General features: G+C 55.0%; 12 protein-coding genes. 4 read left to right on the forward strand and 8 right to left on the reverse strand.

The features are described from left to right. Positions 1 to 183: 183 nt before the first annotated feature. Positions 184 to 663: a carboxypeptidase regulatory-like domain-containing protein gene (locus RBB77_RS13100; RefSeq protein ID WP_353062198.1), complete on the forward strand. Its 480-nt coding sequence runs from the start codon at positions 184 to 186 to the stop codon at positions 661 to 663. Positions 664 to 719: 56 nt separating this feature from the next. Here RBB77_RS13100 and RBB77_RS13105 read toward each other — a convergent pair whose 3' ends face one another. The 6 genes from RBB77_RS13105 to RBB77_RS13130 all read right to left on the reverse strand — a co-directional run bounded on the left by RBB77_RS13105 (position 720) and on the right by RBB77_RS13130 (position 10,024). Beyond that, the gene (locus tag RBB77_RS13105; RefSeq protein ID WP_353067624.1) at positions 720 to 3,941 is read right to left on the reverse strand and encodes an efflux RND transporter permease subunit; all 3,222 of its coding nucleotides are present in this window, start codon (positions 3,939 to 3,941) and stop codon (positions 720 to 722) included. 8 nt (positions 3,942 to 3,949) lie between these two features. Continuing rightward, positions 3,950 to 5,230 (reverse strand): efflux RND transporter periplasmic adaptor subunit, encoded by a 1,281-nt coding sequence (locus tag RBB77_RS13110; RefSeq protein WP_353062199.1) that lies wholly within the window; start codon positions 5,228 to 5,230, stop codon positions 3,950 to 3,952. A 38-nt stretch (positions 5,231 to 5,268) separates the two neighbouring features. After that, complete coding sequence (locus tag RBB77_RS13115; protein ID WP_353062200.1) at positions 5,269 to 6,702, reverse strand: TolC family protein; 1,434 nt, start codon at positions 6,700 to 6,702, stop codon at positions 5,269 to 5,271. Between the two features lie 2 nt (positions 6,703 to 6,704). Beyond that, positions 6,705 to 7,751, reverse strand: coding sequence for a YncE family protein (locus RBB77_RS13120; RefSeq protein WP_353062201.1), 1,047 nt, complete (start codon positions 7,749 to 7,751; stop codon positions 6,705 to 6,707). A gap of 102 nt (positions 7,752 to 7,853) precedes the next feature. Beyond that, complete coding sequence (locus RBB77_RS13125) at positions 7,854 to 9,338, reverse strand: sensor histidine kinase (RefSeq protein WP_353062202.1); 1,485 nt, start codon at positions 9,336 to 9,338, stop codon at positions 7,854 to 7,856. Then, positions 9,335 to 10,024, reverse strand: coding sequence for a response regulator transcription factor (locus RBB77_RS13130; protein ID WP_353062203.1), 690 nt, complete (start codon positions 10,022 to 10,024; stop codon positions 9,335 to 9,337). Before RBB77_RS13130 ends, RBB77_RS13125 begins: the two co-directional genes overlap by 4 nt. 193 nt (positions 10,025 to 10,217) lie before the next feature. On the opposite strand from RBB77_RS13130, the gene RBB77_RS13135 reads away from it, so the two are divergent. After that, positions 10,218 to 11,783: a phytoene desaturase family protein gene (locus RBB77_RS13135; protein WP_353062204.1), complete on the forward strand. Its 1,566-nt coding sequence runs from the start codon at positions 10,218 to 10,220 to the stop codon at positions 11,781 to 11,783. Between the two features lie 332 nt (positions 11,784 to 12,115). Here the strand turns inward: RBB77_RS13135 and RBB77_RS13140 are convergent, their stop codons facing one another. Further along, on the reverse strand, positions 12,116 to 15,196 hold the full coding sequence (locus tag RBB77_RS13140) for an efflux RND transporter permease subunit (protein WP_353062205.1): 3,081 nt from the start codon (positions 15,194 to 15,196) through the stop codon (positions 12,116 to 12,118). A 66-nt stretch (positions 15,197 to 15,262) separates the two neighbouring features. After that, on the reverse strand, positions 15,263 to 16,372 hold the full coding sequence (locus RBB77_RS13145; RefSeq protein WP_353062206.1) for an efflux RND transporter periplasmic adaptor subunit: 1,110 nt from the start codon (positions 16,370 to 16,372) through the stop codon (positions 15,263 to 15,265). Between the two features lie 509 nt (positions 16,373 to 16,881). Between RBB77_RS13145 and miaB the strand changes: the two genes are divergently transcribed. Both miaB and RBB77_RS13155 read left to right on the forward strand, forming a co-directional pair. After that, positions 16,882 to 18,264, forward strand: a complete 1,383-nt coding sequence (gene miaB / locus RBB77_RS13150) for a tRNA (N6-isopentenyl adenosine(37)-C2)-methylthiotransferase MiaB (protein ID WP_434557063.1) — start codon at positions 16,882 to 16,884, stop codon at positions 18,262 to 18,264. Then, a complete protein-coding gene (locus tag RBB77_RS13155; protein ID WP_353062208.1) occupies positions 18,264 to 18,788 on the forward strand; it encodes a bifunctional nuclease family protein in 525 nt (174 codons plus the stop codon). Before miaB ends, RBB77_RS13155 begins: the two co-directional genes overlap by 1 nt. Positions 18,789 to 18,793: the final 5 nt, after the last annotated feature.

An 18,793-nucleotide genomic window follows, 5' to 3' on the forward strand; every position in this document is an offset into this window, starting at 1 on the left:
CAGGGCGTGGAGGTGTCCACAAAGATCCTCGTGCGTGCATCGTCATCTGCAAGTGCCAGGAAGGATCATGAGACACTCAGCACCGGCAATGTAGTCATATGGCTCTCCTCTTTGAAGCCAACAACTACGATATCTCCGTCGCCGGTGAGTCAACCGGTATACCGTCTCGTCCAGAAGCACAAAATGTTCACGCCTCATCTGCTTGTCGTCGCCACCGGCGCCTCCGTGCAATTTCCTAATGAAGATCCCTTCTTTCACAATGTTTTTTCACTTTTCAACGGCAAACGGTTCGATCTAGGCCTATATGAATCGGGCACAACCCGTTCCGTGCGTTTCGATCGCGAAGGTGTCTCCTATATCTTCTGTAACATTCATCCGGAGATGGGAGCAGTTATCCTGGCGCTGAGCACTCCCTACTATGGGATCTCAGGAGAGAACGGCACGGTTTCCATCCACAATGTACCGCCCGGAAACTACCGGCTGAATGTGTGGAGCGAAAACGGTCAACCGGCCGATCAGACCACGGCTGAACGCATCATCCAGGTTACGTCTCAACCTCTACGCCTCGACGACATCACGCTACAAGCTACAGGCGACGCGCTAGCAAACCATAAAAACAAATTTGGGGAGGAATATAAACCGAATCAAGAGATTCGATATTAGTGATCGGGTCGAGACCTGCTGCGCTGGATAATGTTCGCAAAAATTATTAGACCCTTTTAGTTAATGCTTTTTGTGAGGTTGTAGTAAATCACCGGCGTTACGACGAGGCTGAGAAAGATAGATAGCAACAGACCGCCTATAACAGCTATAGCAAGAGGTTGAAGCATCTGCGAACCTGCACCTAGTGCGAATGCGAGGGGAAGCATTCCGCAGATAGCCACAACGGCAGTCATGAAGATTGGCCGGAGGCGGCGCTGTGCAGCATGCAACATGGCTTCACGAGCAAGATCCGTATCGGCTCGGTCGCTGGTATTGCTCAACACCACATCCGGCCGATCGGACAGCCTATTCCGGCCATGAAGTTTTCCCTCATTGCGATATCTTTCGTCTGCATCGAGCAACAAAATGCCATTTTTCGCGACGATACCGATGACCATAATGAGCCCCATAAAACTGGCGACATTAAAGATGGTGCCCGTGAGAAGGAGCGCAACCACGACTCCCGTCATAGATAAGATTGAACTGGTAAGGATAGCGACCGGGGCAGCGAAGTTGCGAAATTCTGCTAGGAGAACGCCGAAAACGAGAGCTAGAGCCAGAACCAGCACTCGGGCAAGGTCACCAAAAGACTTCTGCTGCTCCTGGTAGGTCCCACCATACTCTACTCGCACGGTGGGCGGTAGGTTGAGGGACTGAACGGTGGAACGAACACGCGTCATCGCAGTGCCAAGATCGGAGCCTTCGAGGCGACCACTAACGAGAACAAGCTGTTGTAGGTTCTCGCGGCGGATCTCATTCTGTGGGGGAAGCTGAGTAACTTGAGCGAGGGACCCGAGGCTGGCCATGCGGCCGGTACTTGAGTTGAAAACCGTGTTCTGAATGGAATCGAGCGAAATTCGTGAGTCGTCGGGAAGGCGAACGCGGATTGTATAGGGTCGGCCGTTGACGATCATAGGGTCGTTGGTGGGAAGGCCGTCGAGGATCGCCGTCGCATCCTCAGAAACTTCTGTTGGTGTAAACCCGAGCCTTCCAGCTACTACTGGGTCGACCTGAAAGCTGGTCGCCGGACCTGAGATTGTATTGTCGACGCCGTTCTGCGTGTCAACTACGCCGGGAATTTTTGAGATAGCATCTGCAACCTTCGGCCCGAGTTCGTGGAGAAGATTTGCGTCGGACGCAAAGAGCTTGACCTGGATGGGCTCGGGTGAGTTTGAGAGATCGCCAATCATGTCTTGGAGGACTTGTGTGAATTCCACGTCAAGGGCTGGTTCCGTTTTCTTGATCTCCTCGCGAACGTCTGCGATCACTTCGTCGATTGAGCGTGAGCGTCGCTTCTTGAGTCGAACGGTGAAGTCACCGAAGTTAGCCTCGGTGACAGCCGCAAGCCCCATCTGCAGACCAGTCCGGCGAGAAGTTATCTCTACCTCTCGCGTATTGTGCAGAATTTGCTCCACATGAAGCAGAATGCGATTCGTTTCAGAGAGTGAGGTGCCGGCTGGCGTCAAGTAGTCGAGGACAAAGGCGCCCTCGTCCATCTCGGGTAACAAGTCTGTTCCAAGTGCACGATAGCTGAAATATCCGACAATGACGACGCCAAGACAAGCCACGCTAAGAAGAAAGGGCCGCGCCAGAGCCCACATCAGCAAGCGACCATGAAGACGGAAGATTTTGCGCATGACCAGACCAAATTCATGGCCCTGAATTTGATCATCAACAACAGAGTGTGAAGCTGCACTGGGAGAGATGGCGTTTCTGTTGCGTCGCAGGAGATGCAATGAGAGAGCCGGAGTCCACGTGAGCGCCAGAGCCAACGAAGTGAGCAACGCCACCGTCATTGTGACGGCCAATGCGCGGAAGAAGCTTCCGATGACACCGGTAACGGCTATGAGCGGAAGAAAGACGACGACCGGCGTGATGGTGGAGAAGACTAGGGGTGTTGTGATCTCGCGAAGAGCTTTTCGAACAGCCTCGATTCGGGGCTCTCCGCGATCCTGGTGGACGACAATGTTTTCGACGACAACGATTGCGTCATCAATGACAAGGCCAATCGCCGCGGCAAGACCACCCAGGGTCATCAGGTTAAACGATTGGCCGATCAGCCAAAGGAACAGGATGGTAATCGCGATCGTGACTGGAATGACAAGCCCAGCTACTAGCGAAGAACTCCAGTCGCGCAGGAACAGAAAAAGGATGACGCATGCCAAAATCAGACCAACAAGGATGGCGTCGCGAACACTGGCGATTGCTTCCCGGACGAGTTCGGACTGATCATAAAACGAGACCAAATGAACCCCGCGGGGAAGTCTAGTCTGCAACTGAGCGATCTCATGGGCGACCGCGTCTGCGACTTTAACAGTGTTGGATAAAGGTTGGCGGGCGATGTTCAGAAGGACGGCCGGCTTGCCATTCGAGGTGACCATTGTGTAGACCGGCATCGTTGCTGGCTGCACTGCGGCTACATCTGCGACACGGATGGGAGCGCCGTTTGGTGTTGTTTTGATGACAAGACTGGACAACTCGGAGCTGTTGTGGGCCTGAGCACCAACGAGGCCCAGGAGGAGTTGGTGGTTTGCCTCGTAAAGTCCCGGTGAGTCGCTGATGTTAGATGCTTGAATACCATTTACGAGGTCGAGGAGAGTCATCCCTGCTGCCTGCATGCGGGCGAGGTTCGGAATTACGTGAAACTCGGGAACCTTGCCTCCCTGCACGACGACAGTACTTACGCCGTTGACGCGATTCAGAGGTGGTTTGAGATCGTAGGTGGCGATCTCAAACAGTTGAGTCTGCGATACCAGATCTCTTCCTGAAGCGTCGGCATCTGTGGTTAGCGCATACCCGAGGACGGGAAAGGTAGCAAAAGTGAGACGGTTGGCGGTGATCCGTGCGGTTGTGGGCAGTGACCGTTGTACCTTGGAAAGTGCCGCATCGGTAAGTTGAAGCGTGCGATACATGTCGACACTCCAGTCGAAAAAAAGGCTGATCTCGGCTGAGCCTCGGCTGGTAGTGCTACGGACGGTGACCAGACCGGGGACGCTATTTATTGCATCTTCGATCGGCTTGGTTATTGTGACCTGCATCTGTTCGACAGGCATCACACCGTTGTCGACACCGATGACAACGCGAGGAAAGTTAGTATCGGGGAAAACGGAGATTGGAACCTGGACGGCTCCGTATATACCAGCGACTGTAAGGACGATCAAAAAGAAAAAGATAGGTTTTGAAGCGTAAGAGATCCAGAAGTCTTTGGGCGGTTGACGAACGGGAGTGACTTCGATCATTGGCGTCACTAATCGTCCTTCTTCCCGGGTCCGGGCTTCGTGTCCGCGCCGGTGGAGTCGAGCTTGTCGGCAGCATCTGCTCCAATCTTCACTTTTGTTCCATCATCTAGCCCATATGCTCCCGTTGTTATTACAGTATCGGCAGTGGTGATGCCGCTGAGTACCTGAACGGTCTCGGGAGTTTGGATGCCAAGTACAACTGTGTGTTTGCGCGCTGATCCGTCCGCAACAATTACCATGACTGACTTTGTCGTGCCGTCGGCTGCTGTCTGAACGGCTTCGGAAGGTATGAGTAAAGCCTTAGACACGGTACGGCCCGTGATGACGGCATGCGCGGCTGTACCTGCTTTAAAGAGGTTCTTTGGATTTTCGACGCGAATCCAAACTTCAACGGTGGTGCTCCCCGGATCAAGAGCCGGACTAATAAGGGAAACTTTGGCTGCTACGGGGTCGGAAACTCCCGGAATCGTGACTTCGGCAAGAGCTCCCTGGGTCAGTTGCTGCGATTGCATTTGGGAGATGTGCAGCTTGGCTAACAACGCCGATGTGTCCATGATAGTGATAACTGGTGTTCCGGCCGCAGCAGTTTCGCCTTCGAAAAGAGGACGGTCCGTAACGACACCACTGATCGGGCTTCGCATCTCCGTATAGCTCAGCTGTGCCTGGGCCCCCAGGTACTTTCCTTGAGCAGATGCGAGTTGCCCTTGAGCGTTCTCTAACGTGGCCTTGTGGCTCACCTTCTGAATAGTTTCAAAATGTTGTTTGGCGATGTCATAGGCAGCTTGTGATTGCACGAGAGTCGCCTTCGCCGTGTCGAGATCACGCCCCGGGATAGCTCCCTGGGCGAACAGTTGACTCCGGGCCGATACGATACTTTGATTGAGGTCGAGCATGCCCTTAGCTTGGGTTAGATCGAGTTGTGCTTTTGTGTAGTCTTCTGGTGCCGTAGCACGAGTCGCCGTTTCGTAGGCGGCTTGAGCGGATGTGTACACTCCTTTGTTGTCGAGCGCAGCTGCCTCGAGATCCCTGTTTTCCAAAGTTGCCAGCAGTTGGCCTGCTTTGACAATCGATCCTCGTTGAACATAAAACTTCCGAACCGGAGCTGTTACCTTGGGCGAGAGAGTTGCCTGCGCGAACGGTGCGAGCGTGGCGTCAGCCGTGATCTGTTCGGAGATACTTCCAATCTGGGGATGAACGGCCTTGACGGTGACTTCCGGAGCAGTCGATTCCTCAGCTTTCTTGCATCCAGTTATCAAAAACGAGAAGGCGCCAAGAAGAATGGTAGTCAACGCATAATTGGCTCTATATGTTCGGATAATGGTCATGGTTAGATCGTTCCTGTGAGGATCTGCAGATTGGCAAGCGCGGTCTCGTAGCGAACGGTTCCATCTTCACGCGCGAGCTCGGCATTGGTTAGCGAGTTTTGTGCGTCTACGACTTCGAGGACGGTAGCTTCGCCAGCGGTATAGCGCAAGCGCGTGAGCTGAAGGCTTTCTCTCGCTGTCTGAGCGCTGACTTGGAGCGATTGCAGTTGATCTCGTGCGACCGATGCTTCGGCGTAAAATTCGTCAAGTTGAGCTGTGAGACGGCGCTGCGTTGCCGTAAGTGTTGTCTTGGCGGCGTCACGTAAGATCTGGGCTTGCCGTACCCTATGTTGTGTCGAGAGCCAATCCCAGACCGGGATATCAAGAGTAGCCGTAGCAGAATAGCCAAGATTACGGACGCCGTCCCTACCGTTGACCGCGAACTGTGCCGCGTCGATACCGTAGGCGAGGTTGAGGCCCAGATCCGGCAGATACGCCGCGCGGGCCGAGCTCACATCAAGATTGCTGACGCGGAGAGAACTCATAGCGCTTTGGAGCTCCGGGTTAGATCGAGTGGCGGCCGTCTCAACTTCGGTCCAGCTGGCGAGAGGCGCCGGGACAGGAGATACCGTAAGGGTGAATGGTGATAGCGGATTCGGGAAAAGCAAAACCCCCAACTCAAGCCTTGTCTTCTGAACCTGCAGCGCTGCGTCGGCGAGATCTCTTACGCGCTGCTGCTGTTGCAGTTGCGCTTTGACGACGTCCGCATGAGCTGCTTCCCGAGCGCTCTCCCTTAATTCCGTGAGCGCGGTAAAGCTTGAGGCCTCTTGTGACGAGCGTTGAGCGACGATCAATTTGCGGTCGGCTGCCAGAGAGCTATAAAAGAGCCCAACTACTGCAGACACTAAACCTCGTCGAGCTATCTCCAATTCGGCCGACGCTACTGCTGCTGCAGCCGCGGCGCGGGATACTGCCGTAACTTGCTGAAGGCCGACGGTCTCAGAGATGATTCCTTGGCTTGTGTATTCGTGCACAGCGTTATTGGCGATAAAACGTGGCGCAGAACCTATAGAAAGAGAGTTAGTACTAGCATTGTTTGATCCGGTTGCTCCGTTGGCGGCCTGCGTATATATGAACTGGTTATGGTAAGTAACATTCGGAAGCAAGGTCGCACGCGCAATTGAACGGTCGAGACTACTGACCCGACTCGCGGCAACCGCTGCGGCAAACGCGGGTTCATTGTTTCGAGCACGCAAGATCGCCTCGTCAAGCGTGATATGCACCGATACGATTCCCTCTGGTGCAGCTGTGGGCGACTGCGTTGATTCAGCCACCGTCTCTTGCCCGCGGAGCAGGACAGGGACATGAAATAGTAACAAAGTTGCTACTATTAGTGGCCTGTTCTTGTTACTACGATCTCTTTTAGGTCGACGATCCGCCTCTAAACGATTGATCATAACTAATTGCGCCCGACCACCAGCACGATAAAGGACTCCGGTACAACAGAGGGACGTGGGTGTAGGTTTTCCGGGGTTGCGGCGGGCTTGGGGCCGAACTCTGCGCTGACAAGATAGATTCGCCCGCTTCTCGGATCAAACGCCATGGTGCGCGCGCCCCTCATTGTCGCGAGCGATTGCAGTATTGGGTAGTCGCTCTTAGCGGCGTCAACTATAGTCAGAGATCCATCTCCGTTCGATGAGAACGCTAGCTTGTGAGCGGCATCGTAGCCAGCCGCGTCCGGACCCTCTCCGATGGCCGGTGTAGCAAGGCTCTTACCAGATTTCGAATCGGTTACGGCCATCTTCCTACCATCGCAGACCGAAAACAGACGATGTCCGGCGACATCAATTGCCATACCTGATGGGGAATCACAGCCGGTAAGTTGCCAAGTCCCTGTTGCCGTAGTTGTAGCAGCGTCCAGCCGAACGATCTCGTTCTTGTCCTCGATATTTACAAAAACTGTGCCATCACCATCGACAGTAGGAAATTCAGGTTTCCCGGGAAGAGGAATTGTGGCGACAACGGTACGTTGAGTTGTATTTATGACAGTTGCATTTTTACTGCGACCGTTGAAAGCCCACACCGTCTTAGAACGGGGTTCGAAAACTATGCCATCCGGATTCGTGCCGGCGGGAATTGATGCCACTTTTTCAAAAGATGCACGGTCAAAGACAACGACAGCATTCGCGCCACCATCGGAGATATAGCCAAATTTACCAGTGTCGTCAAATGTAACGCCGTGAGTCCCTTTTAGGCCGGAGATGTTGCTAACGAGCTTTCCGGTATCTGTATCTAGAACCTCGACGCGAGTACCGTGCGTGAGATAAAGGCGGGGCATGGCTGGATCCACAGCAAGGTAGTCCCAACCTCCTTCCCCTCCGACGGCCCATTTAGCTTGAAGCTGGAACGGCTTTTGAGCTATTGCCTGTTCGTTATTTAACGAGATTAAGGTTGCTGTGGCTAGGACCAGCTTTCCAAAAGCTGCACAGGTTTTCTTTGTGATCATAGATCTCCGTCCTTGCTCTGCGACTAGTTCGCTGCCAGTACGCTCACTATCGCAGGTAAACCTTAAGACAGCCTGAAGAATAGGGAAGTGAAGGACCTTTATCTAACAACTAGAGGATTTGGTCTCGTTTGACGGAATTTGTTCCGCAGTGATCCCGGTCGGAGTACAAGAATTGCGATCGAGATGTAATCGGACAACTACCGTAGTTCCTGAGCCCGGTGTGCTTCGAAGTTCGATTGTGCCGTTGGCTTTATTTGTAATAGCTCTGCAAATGGCGAGTCCAAGACCGGTACCACCAGTTCGTCGACTGCGCGAGAAATCATTCCGGTAAAAGCGGTCGAAGATGTAGGGAAGAAATTCTTTTTCTATGCCACCACCCTGATCGGAGATAACCAACTCCAGCCAGCCGCCGACCGATCTTCCTATCACGCGTACAACATCTCCTGCTTTGCTGTGCTGTAGCGCGTTCATTAGCAGATTGGAGCAGAGTAATTCCAACTCATCTTCCTCAATGTCCAATGTAAAAGCGTCGGAAACCAAAACCTCAATACAAATCCTGTTGAGTTCGGCGAACGTCTCGAGCTGCGTCACCACGCTCTTTACGATCTGGCCGAGGTTCGTCGAGAGGACGCTTGAATGATCTGCTGTGCCTGTCATGTTGCTTTCAACGCGGGCAAGGGTGAGCATCTTTACAACGATCTCCTCGATACGTCGACAGTCGATCTGACACCGTTCGAGTCCGGTCTGATACTCACTCGGGGCTCTTGGTTTCATCGAGAGCAGTTGAAGAGACGACTTAATCACTGCGACTGCCGTCTTCAACTCGTGCGTGGCATCGCTGACAAATTGATGTTGCTGTTTGAAGGATCGTTCAAGTCCCTGCATCGCAGTCTCTAGCGCCGTCGCGAGCGGAGCCAACTCTGTTGTTTCGCGAATTCGATCGGACGGTGCAAAAAGCCACGAGTTAACAGAAAGGCCGGATGCCTGTGCCGCAAGCTCGTCGAGAGGTGCGAGCCCCCTCCGGAGCAACCAGAACATGACCACTCCTGTAAGAATGACAAGAATCAAGCTCGTCGCTCCATAAAATAAAACAGCATTCCACACTGCTTTCCATGCGGGTCTTGTCGGAGAACCATAAACGATCGTCACGCGCCGCCGTACTCCTCCGTTTTTATCTCCTGGATCGACTACCCGTACTCCGTCCATTTGAATTGTTCGATATCGCGTGCCATTCACGCGGATCTTGTCAAACTGCTTTGACGATGTGGCCAAGACATTGGAACCGCCTGGAATCTTCCACGCGGGCGAATGCCCCAGAACGCGTCCGTTTTCATCCCAGACTTCATAGATGTCGTCATGCGGCAGATTGATCTCGCTGCCGTCGAGCATAACGCTATCTTGAGCGTCCTCGGCATCCTGAACAGCCCCAAGAAGCGAATCAGCGCGACCGCGCAGCATGATATCGAAAGCGCGAAATCGGGCGTGTCGTTCGTACAGAACTACAAGAGTGGTTCCTAAAACTGCCGAAGCTAGCTCGACGAGAAGGACCGAAACGATGAGCTGCGTTTTTATGGACCGAAGTCTCATCCGCGTGGCTGCTCCCTTAGAGATAGTCGGTAACCACGGCCTCGAAGGGTTTCAATGCTTGGCTCTGTGGCCCCCCAGTCCAGTTTCCGGCGCAGATTGGAAACGTGTGCCTCAATCACGTTCGAGTGATGCTCCCAGTTGTAGTCGTAGAGATGCTCAAGGAGCTCCCGCTTGGAAACGATCACCTTCGGTCGATGCATCAGATATTCGAGGATGTGGTATTCCATCGGTGTTAGGTCAATCAGGTGCCCGGCTCGAGTGACAGATTGCTGAAGCGTGTCGAGTTCAACGTCCGAGAGTCTCAGTAGAGGATGCGCAACACCTTTGCCTCGTCGAATCAGAGCCTTGGAACGCGCAATTAGCTCTCCGAGGTCAAAGGGCTTAGCCAAGTAGTCGTCGGCACCTGTATTCAGGAGTTCGATGATCGAGGTTGCTTCTCCGCGCGCAGTCAGGATCAGCACCGGCGTTAGGTCGCTGTCGGCACGAAGCTTCCTGAGAACTCCCTGACCGTCTAGCAGAGGAAGCATCAAATCCAGAATGATGAGGTCATAACAACGATTACTCGCCAACGACGCACCTATCTGACCATCCGAGGCACAGTCAACAGCGTAACCTGGAATCTCGCGAAGAGCTGCCGCCACGTTCTCCGCTAACCTGACCTCATCTTCGACGAGAAGAATACGCATGGAGAGAGTATCGCCGATAGATGCTTAAGCCAACCTTAAGGATAAGCTTCAGCGACGGATATAAGATGACGTGCTTCCCGTCACATTCTGGAGCAATGCGAACTTTTCTGAGCCGAGCTTCCCACACCCCTACTTCAACGTGGATACTGTCAGGATGCGATCACCAACAGCAGCTAAACTCGGGGAAATAGGCTTGCCCGCACCGATACGCGAACTTGCCTTGCGCAGGTGGGACGCAATCGTAGTTGGAGCAGGCCACAACGGGCTTGCCTGCGCAACCTATCTGTCGAAGGCAGGCAAGAGCGTCCTCGTGCTTGAGAGCCAAAACCGAGTAGGCGGTGCTTGCACTATTGAAGAACCTTTTCCCGGGGTACGCATGTCTCCATGCGCCTATCTCGCCGGTCTGCTGCATCCACTCGTCGTCTCAGAGTTGGACCTGCCCGGACGGGGTTTTCAGTGGACTCCTGCGGTCAATGGGCTCTTTGTTCCGTTCCTCGACGGCTCCAGCATTCAGCTATGGGACGATGATCAGCGATGCGAGGCCGAGATTCGCAGCTTCGCTCCTGGAGATGTAGAAGGTTGGCGTGCAATGAATGATGTCATCCGCAGATTGCGTGACGCTTTGCGGCCTGTAGGTGACAGAGACTTGTGGATCGGTGAACCTCCTACTCGCGAACAGATTGAAGAGCGGCTCAATACCGATCGGGAGGCGAGGCATGTCCTCTTCGATTGGTCAATGGCTGAGTTTATCGAACGCTATCTGAATGATGAACGCCTACAGACTGCGTACCTGGGTCAAGGAGTTATTGGTACGAATGCGAGCCCATTCACTCCTGGCACTGCTTCAATCCGATTTCATCATTCTTCAGGCCGGCTTGGCGGAATGCCTGGTATGTGGGGCTATGTCAAAGGCGGCATGGGCATGGTCTCGTTTTACTTCTGCGATGCCGCACGTGAAGCAGGAGCAATCGTCGCGACTGGTGTTCCAGTCGGGCAGATCATTCCTGGACAAGGTGTAATCCTCGAGGGCGGTGAGCGCATCTTTTCTCCAATTGTGATCTCGAATGCTGATCCGCGACGAACGCAGAAGCTGCTCGGAACCGCGGCAGATACTGCGTGGAGCAAGTGTGTCGAGAAGATTCCAATTGAGGGTTGCACTGTGAAACTGAACGTCCTGCTGCGTGAGCTGCCTGACTTTACAGCCCGTCCAGGAAAGAATCAACCGCATCATTACGGGCAGATAAATGCGCCACTTACCAAAGCTGAATGGAAGGCCGGCTTTGTCGCCTCACAGCTAGGGGAGCTACCAGACTACTTATGGTGCGAGTTGTACTTTCAGAGCATTCACGATGCAACGGTTACCCCGGAGGGGCTGCACACCATGAGCATCTTTGCCCAATACGTTCCCTATGCATTTTCGTGCGGTACGTGGGATGAAAGACGCGAAGAAGTTCGCCAACTTGCACTTGGGTCGCTCTCACGCTTCTGCTCCAATATCAACGATGCGGTGCTGGACTCTCAGGTCCTCGGCCCTCCTGATATAGAACGCAAGGTGGGCCTTACGGGCGGTCATATATTCCAAGGCGAATGTCTACCTCCGTACATGTGGTCTAATCGACTGTCCGTGCGGACGCCGATGCAAGGCGTCTACCTCTGCGGAGCGTGCACACACCCAGGCGGCAGCGTCATCGGAATTAACGGACGTAACGCTGCAATGGTTGTGTTGAAGGACACCGGAACATCTGATGACAGGCTCTGACCTTTCTGACGCGTTAGGTGTCATTGTTTTGCTCCACCGCAGCCAAGTTGATCGCAAGCAACAATGCACCTCCGCCGTCACCGGCAAGATCCTACCGCCTCGTGTTTTCGCTTCGAGGGCAATTTGCCGCACCCGCCAGAATTCCGACTTGCCGATCTCTGCGGGGGTGTCGGGCGGTCGATCGCGCAGCATCCTTACTTACGTACTTATGCTTGCTCTGAACACAGGCGGAAGTCACAATGCGATAAAGGCTTAGAAAAGCTCCGAAAGTGCCCTTTCATGGCGAAGAGTACGGGTTCGATCCCGGTTGGTGCCACCAAACCTTCCCCACCTCACCTTTCGGCGGCTGCCAATTCAGGTTCTTTAGGTGCGTGCTCTCTACGCCGCTGAAAGCGATCGAGGTATAGGTACACCACCGGCGTTACGTAGAGAGTGAGGGACTGAGAGAGCAGTAAACCGGCAACGACTGCGATTCCTAAGGGACGCCGCGCCTCTCCCCCGACGCCGTGGCCCCATGCAATTGGAGCAGCGCCCAGTAGAGCGGCCATGGTCGTCATCATGATCGGACGGAAGCGCTGCAGGCAGCCTTTATAAATTGCCTCCTCGGGTAGCATTCCTCCTTCGCGCTCGGCAGCCAGCGCAAAGTCAACTATTATGATCGCGTTCTTCTTCACGATGCCGATTAGCAGAATGATCCCCAGGAACGAGTAGAGATTCAGGTCTTGCCCGAATGCAAGGAGCGTCAGCAACGCGCCAATCGCTGCGGGCGGCAGCCCCGATAAAATCGTGATGGGGTGGATGAAGCTCTCGTACAACACGCCCAACACAATGTAGATCACCATCACTGCGATCACCAAAAGAAGTCCCAGACCCTTCAGGGAGCTCTGAAACTGCGCAGCCGTCCCACGAAATGTAAAGTTCATCGACGCGGGGAGTCCCGACCGGGCCGCCGCTCGCCTTGCCGCATCTGTTCCTGCACCGAGGGACACGCCCGGGCGCAGATCAAAGTGAAACGTGACCGAAGGGAACTGTCCGAGGTGGTTCACGGTTAGCGGAGCCACCGTCTGATTCAGAGTGGTTATTGTCGACAATGGCACCAGTCGCCCTGTATTGGACGCCACATAGATGCTCCCAAGCGACGCAGGATCGCGTTGATACTCCGGCGCCACCTCCAGCACGACATCGTACTGCTGTGAGGCTACGGTGATCGTATTCGCACGCCGGTTCCCATAAGCGTCATACAACGTATTTGCGATCTTCTCAGGATCTACATTCAGTGACATGGCGAGGTCGCGACGGATATCTACGTTTACGCGTGGCGCGCTCATCTGCAGATCCGTCGAGATATTCGTCAGCTCTTTCACCCCTTCCAGCGTCTGCTTTAGCCGCGGAGCCCAGCGATAGATATCTTCTGCATTTGGCCCCGAGAGCGCTGCAGAGTACTGCGATCGCGTCTCGTTCTCGCCGAGGTCAACAAGATCCGCCGGCTGCAGATACACTTTCAGCCCCGGTATTCGATCAAGTCTGTTCTGCAGATCCGCAATGATCGTCTTCACGTTTGGACGGTGTGGATCGTTCTTCAGGTTCACCCACAACCATCCCTGGTTTTGAGCGAAGACTCCGGATAGATTGCTATCCATCCACGGCGTTTTGGCCAATTCGCGATTCACTTGTTCTCCATACGCGATCATCTGAGCAAACGAGTTGTCATCGGCTGACTCCATCGTTCCCGAGAACCCTCCGATATCCACCGCAGGCATGAAGCTTTTCGGTACTATGAAGAATAGCCATACAGTCATCGCTGTCATTACGAGACTTACGACCAGCACTGCTCTCGCATGCTTCAGCACACAGTCGAGCGAGCGCCGATAGCCAGTCTCGAAGGCTACATAGTTGCGTTCCGACCAGCGATGAAACCAGTGGTCATCCTTCTTTTCCGTATTTAGAAAGCGGCTGCAAAGCATCGGCGTCAGCGTTAGCGCTGAGACTCCGGACAATAGAACCGACACGGAAATTGTCACTGCAAACTCGCGGAGCAGGCGCCCAAGCACACCGTTCAAAAAGAGAATTGGGAGAAATACGGCGACTAGAGACACAGTCATCGACAGGACGGTGAACCCTACCTCATTCGCACCGTCGAGCGCAGCCACCATCTTCGACTTGCCCATCTCGCGATGCCGCACGATGTTCTCGATCATCACGATCGCGTCATCAACGATAAAACCTACTGACAAGGTCACCGCCATCATTGAGAACATGTCGACCGTGTAGTTCAATAGCCGCATCACAATGAAGGATCCGAGAATCGAGACCGGGATCGTCGCGCTCGCGATCAGGGTAGACGAGAGCGTGCCGAGGAAGGTAAAGATCACCAGGACTACCAGTAAGACGGTCAATAGGAGGGTGCGGTCCACCTCGGCGATCGAATCGCGCACAATCCTTGAGTCATCTGAGACGCGTCCAAAAACTACTCCCGGCGGGAGGGTATCAATCAACCCACGCACCGCGGCCTTGACCGCATCCGCCACCTCCACTGTATTAGCGCCTGGCTGCTTACGGACCGCCAGAATCACGCTGCGCTGTCCGTTGATCCAGAAGGTGCGCTTGTCATTACTTGTGCTGTTGAAGACCATCGCCACCTGATTCAGCCGCAGTGGCATGCCTTGCCTATACGCGACGACCAGATCGGAAAACTCGCTCGCAGTCGTCATCGGGCTCTTGGCTTCGAGCGAGTAGTCGCGAGTAGCGCCGTACAGTGTGCCCGTCGGCAGACTTGCGCTGTTTGATGTCAGCGCTACGCGAACCTGTTCAAGATCAAGTCCATAAGCGGCAAGCCGAGCGGGATCGACTTGAACTCGAATCGCGGGCCGCTCAGGCCCATATACCTCTACCTGCGATACGCCGTTGACCATCGAGATCTGCTTCGAGACGATCTGCGTTGCATAACGCGAAAACTCCTCGTAGGACATCGTCTGCGAGTGGAGTTCAAGCCAAACGATTGGGTTGTCTGTCGGGTTGACCTTGGAGTACGACGGTGGCGCCGGCATTCCCGTGGGAAGAGTTCCGCCTGCGCGTGAGATTGCCGCCTGCACGTCTTGTGCAGCTGCATCGATGCTGCGGTTTAGCGCAAAATGTACCGTGATGTTCGTGCTTCCAACGGTGCTCGACGAGGTCATCCCTTCGATACCGGGTATACGAGAAAGCTCACTCTCGAGAGGGGTCGCCACCGTCGCGGCCATCGCATCTGGATTAGCTCCCGGTAGCTCCGCCGAGACGTAGATCGTCGGATATTCCACCTCCGGCAGATTGCTGACCGGCAATGACAGATAACTTAGCAGACCGAAACCCGCGATTGCGGTGATAAGGAGTGTCGTCGTTGTTGCGCGCCGGATGAAGAATTCGGAACATCGCATGTTATCCCTCGTTGAACGACTAAGAGAAAATAGGCGCGCGGCGGCCCGATTCGTCACGGAGAGAGGTCATCGTCTGTCTCCAATCGTGGTTACTCGTGCGCCCGGCGTGAGACGAAGTTGGCCTTCCGTTACGACCGCGTCGTCTGGTTGCAGACCGCCGCCTCCCAGCACGGCAAGTGAGGTTACACTCCCGTTTGGCGCCTGCTGCTTGTAGCTTCGTTCTACCGTTACGGGCACCATCGTCGCGAGGTTCGCCTTCACTCGCCACGCATATCGTCCATCGATACCCTGCTGCACCGCCGACTCCGGCACGACAAGTTTTCCGTTCTCAACTCGAAGCCGCAGCCGCACGTTTGCGAACTCCCCGGGCCACAACGCACCGTCGGCGTTCGCGAAGCTCGCTTTGATCCGAATTGTCCCGGTTGCCGCATCCACTTCGTTGTCGATAAAGTCGAGACGACCCTTCGCCATTGCCCCCGTACTCGTACCCGCTTCCACCTCGAGCGGTCCCTGCGCGCTCAAGCGTTGGACATCTACCAGTGCCTGCTCTGGAATCCCAAACGTCACGTGAATCGGGGCAAGCTGCAGGAGCGTCACCAGCGTTGTGTCGTTCTCCCGGACTACGTTGCCAGCCTTTACCATCGCGGCACCAGCACGGCCGGAGATCGGCGCCACCACATCGGCAAAGTTCAACAGCAACTGAGTCTGGGCCAGCCGCGCGTGATCAGCCTTGACGGCACCCGCTGCGGCCGCCATCGCCGCCTTGTCTGCGTGCAGACCCGCGCTCGCCGAATCGCTTGTCGAAACAGCCTGACTGACACTCTGGCCCGAGAGGACGCCTAGGTCGCCCAGCTTCTTCGCAGTTTCTGCCTCGGACCTGCGCTGCTTCTCTGAAGCCGCATCCCGCGCCGCCACCGCTTCCGCCTGCTGCTCCATCGACGCGTCACGATCCAACTCCGCCTGCTGCTGCGCCTGCTGACGATAGAGCGTGTCGCGATCGACTGTGAACAGAAGCTGTCCCTTCGTGACCTGCTGTCCTTCGGTGAAGACAACCCTCCTAATCTGGCCGCCGATACGCGACTTCACCTCCACCCTCTCGATTGCCTCCACGTTCCCAACGGCTGCGATTTCAAGGGGTACATCTTCAAGCACAGCCCGCGCCGTACGTACTGGCACGCCTTCAGAAGGCGTCGTGTTCGCGTGCGCTACCACGCGTGAGCACGATGCGAGCGGCAAAGTGAGCAGCGTGCACAAAGTTGCCCATATACACTCTCTGCGCATGGTGGCAGCACCTCAGCTTCAGCATCGCGCAACCCGCGCTGCATCGAAATCGATATGCAGCCAACGATGCAGAATTTGCAGGGAGCCACACGACGCGCCTCGCAGCTGAATACGGCAGATCTTCAAAGAAACCAGTTCCGGACCGGGCCGAAATCACCACCTTGTGTGGGCATGTCAAACCCAGAACACATTGCCTTGTGCATTGGCTGCAAAATCGGCGACGTTCGCTGCAAGTGAGAGGGTCTTAACAATCAGAATGGCCATGGGTTGTACACCATGTCAACATAGACGTTGGCAGAATTCGGTTTCGGCTTATAGCGAGTACGCAGGTGCCCGCGCGAATCAGCTTGCACAGATCGCAGTTTAATGAAAACCACTGGACCATGGGCGATATACTAGTTTGTGTGAGTAAGACTTTTTATATTGAGACGTTTGGCTGCCAGATGAACGCCCATGACTCGGAGAAGGTCATCGGGACGCTGGAGCAGCAGGGCTATGCGCGTGTGCAGGACGAGGATGCGGCCGGGTTGATTTTGTATAACACCTGCTCGATTCGCGATAAGGCGGAGCAGAAGGTGTTTCATCGGCTGAATGAGTACAAGAAGTTGCAGGGTGAGGGAAAGAAGTTCGCCGTGCTGGGCTGTGTTGCGCAGCAGGAGGGCCAGAAGATCTTCGAGAAGGCTCCTTATGTGTCGATGGTGGCGGGGTCGGCGTCGTATCGGAACCTGCCGGAGATGCTGCGGAGGCTCGAGGCTGGGGAGGAACGGATTACCGGGCTTGATGACCGGCAGACGGAGCTGACGTTTGAGACGGAGTTTACGGCACGGTCGAATCCACATCGTGGCTACATCACGATCATCGAGGGCTGCGACAAGTTCTGCGCTTATTGTGTGGTGCCGTATACGCGTGGCAAGGAGCGTAGCCGGACTGCTGCTTCGGTGCTAGTGGAGGCTCGCAAGATGGTGGATCTTGGGTTCACTGAGATTCAGTTTCTTGGGCAGAACGTGAACTCCTATCGTGATCCTTCGGGACGGATGTCATTTGCGGAGCTGCTGGTTGCGGTAGGAGAGCTGCCGGGAATCAGGCGTGTGCGGTTTACGACGTCACATCCGCGCGACTTTACGCGGGATATTGTGCAGGCGATTGATGATACGCCGACGCTTTGCGACCACATCCATCTGCCGGTGCAGTCGGGTTCTACGGCTGTGCTGCAGGCAATGGCGCGAGAGTATACGCGGGAGTGGTATCTGGAGCGGATGAACTGGATTAAGGCGGCAAAGCGTGACATCAGCATTACGAGCGACATGATCGTTGGCTTTCCCGGCGAGACTGATGCAGACTTTGAGGAGACCATCACGCTGGTTGGCGAGGTGAAGTATGATGCCGTGTTCGCATTCAAGTTTTCGCCGCGACCTAATACGCCTGCAGTGACGATGGCGGATAGTATTCCGGACGAGGTGAAGACGGAGCGGCTACGAATTTTGATGGACAGGCAGCGGGAGATTCAGCGGAAGCACTACGGACGTCACCTGGGTGAGGTGCAGGAGGTGATGGTGGAGAGCTACAATCCTTCACGCAATCAGGTTGTTGGCCGTAGCACTCAGAACAAGACGGTGAACTTTTCGACTGCGCAGATTGTGCAGGCTCGGCCGCCGATTGGTAGTTACCTGCCGGTTCGGATCACGCAGACATTGCCCAATTGCCTGGTAGGCGAGGCGATAGAAGATGCAGAGGCGTTGCCGGTGGCTTCTGTGCAACGTGCTTCTGATTTTGTGGTGCTCAACTGATGAATCCCTCTTCGGTTCAACCCGTCGTCCAGGCTCCTGATGAAGTGGAGATGCAGATTCGCGGGCTCATGATGGACCCGGTCACGAATATGCCGATCATCGTGTTGAAAGACGTGGAGAGCGACCTGGTGTTGCCGATCTGGGTCGGAATATTTGAGGCGAATGCAATTGCGCTGGAGTTGGAGAAGACGGCTACGCCGCGGCCGATGACGCACGATCTGTTGCAAAACATGGCTCGTGGGCTGAATGCGGTGGTGCGCAAAGTTGTGGTGTCCGAGCTGCGCGATGATACGTTTTACGCAGTAATCTGGCTGGATCATGCGGGGGAGATTGTGACGATGGATGCACGGCCGTCCGACGCGATCGCGCTGGCGCTGCGCTGGGATTGCCCGATCTACGTCAATCGCGAGGTACTCGAGAGCTCGAAACAAGCTACCAGCAGTTCGCCGAATGTGAACGCTGAGGAGATGCGGCGGTGGCTCGAAAATCTGAATGACGATGATATGGGCCGCTACAAGATGTAACTGTG

The organism is Tunturibacter psychrotolerans (genome assembly GCF_040359615.1).
In the GTDB taxonomy this organism is placed as follows: Bacteria; Acidobacteriota; Terriglobia; order Terriglobales; family Acidobacteriaceae; genus Edaphobacter; species Edaphobacter psychrotolerans.

Excerpts from the sequence above, each read along its gene's own strand:
- RBB77_RS13100 (WP_353062198.1), top strand. The coding sequence starts at position 184 with ATGTTCACGCCTCATCTGCTTGTCGTCGCCACCGGCGCCTCCGTGCAA.
- RBB77_RS13105 (WP_353067624.1), bottom strand. The coding sequence starts at position 3,941 with ATGATCGAAGTCACTCCCGTTCGTCAACCGCCCAAAGACTTCTGGATC.
- RBB77_RS13115 (WP_353062200.1), bottom strand. The coding sequence starts at position 6,702 with ATGATCAATCGTTTAGAGGCGGATCGTCGACCTAAAAGAGATCGTAGT.
- RBB77_RS13155 (WP_353062208.1), top strand. The coding sequence starts at position 18,264 with ATGAATCCCTCTTCGGTTCAACCCGTCGTCCAGGCTCCTGATGAAGTG.
- RBB77_RS13140 (WP_353062205.1), bottom strand. The coding sequence starts at position 15,196 with ATGCGATGTTCCGAATTCTTCATCCGGCGCGCAACAACGACGACACTC.
- RBB77_RS13120 (WP_353062201.1), bottom strand. The coding sequence starts at position 7,751 with ATGATCACAAAGAAAACCTGTGCAGCTTTTGGAAAGCTGGTCCTAGCC.
- RBB77_RS13130 (WP_353062203.1), bottom strand. The coding sequence starts at position 10,024 with ATGCGTATTCTTCTCGTCGAAGATGAGGTCAGGTTAGCGGAGAACGTG.
- RBB77_RS13125 (WP_353062202.1), bottom strand. The coding sequence starts at position 9,338 with ATGAGACTTCGGTCCATAAAAACGCAGCTCATCGTTTCGGTCCTTCTC.